This is a genomic window from Pseudomonas sp. P4_C8, assembly GCF_056401975.1.
Map to the genome: position 1 here is coordinate 1 of NZ_JBFUIH010000130.1, position 580 is coordinate 580.

1 protein-coding gene is annotated in these 580 nt (G+C 61.5%); it reads right to left on the minus strand.

Annotated elements, in window-relative coordinates:
• Positions 1-580: Ig-like domain-containing protein (locus tag AC1DWM_RS30190; RefSeq protein WP_477796905.1), on the minus strand; the 580-nt coding region annotated here is incomplete at both ends.

The following is a 580-nucleotide window of genomic DNA, read 5'->3' on the forward strand; positions in this document are numbered from 1 at the left end:
CTTCATCGACAGTGTTGGTATCCGCGGTCAGGACGCTCGGGTCATTGACCGGAGTGACGCTGATATCCAGCGTGCTGGTGGAACCGGTATTGGTGGTGTAGGTGACGGTCGGTACGGTGCCGTTGTAGTTGGAGTCCGGAGTAAAGGTGTAAGCACCGTTCGCCCCGATCACCAGGGTGCCGACGTTGGCGATGATCGCCGGGGTGGCGCCTGCGGYGTACTCGGTGCCGCCAACCGTGAATGTCGCGACACTCAGATCGTTGTCGACATCGCTATCGTTGCCCAGCACGTTGCCAGTGGCCGCGTGGTCTTCATCGACAGTGTTGGTGTCCGCGGTCAGGACGCTCGGGTCATTGACCGGGGTGACGCTGATATTCAGCGTGCTGGTGGAACCGGTGTTGGTGGTGTAGGTGACGGTCGGCACGGTGCCGTTGTAGTTGGAGTCCGGAGTAAAGGTGTAAGCACCGTTCGCCCCGATCACCAGGGTGCCGACGTTGGCGATGATCGCCGGGGCGCCTGCGGTGTACTCGGTGCCGCCAACCGTGAATGTCGCGACACTCAGATCGTTGTCGACATCGCT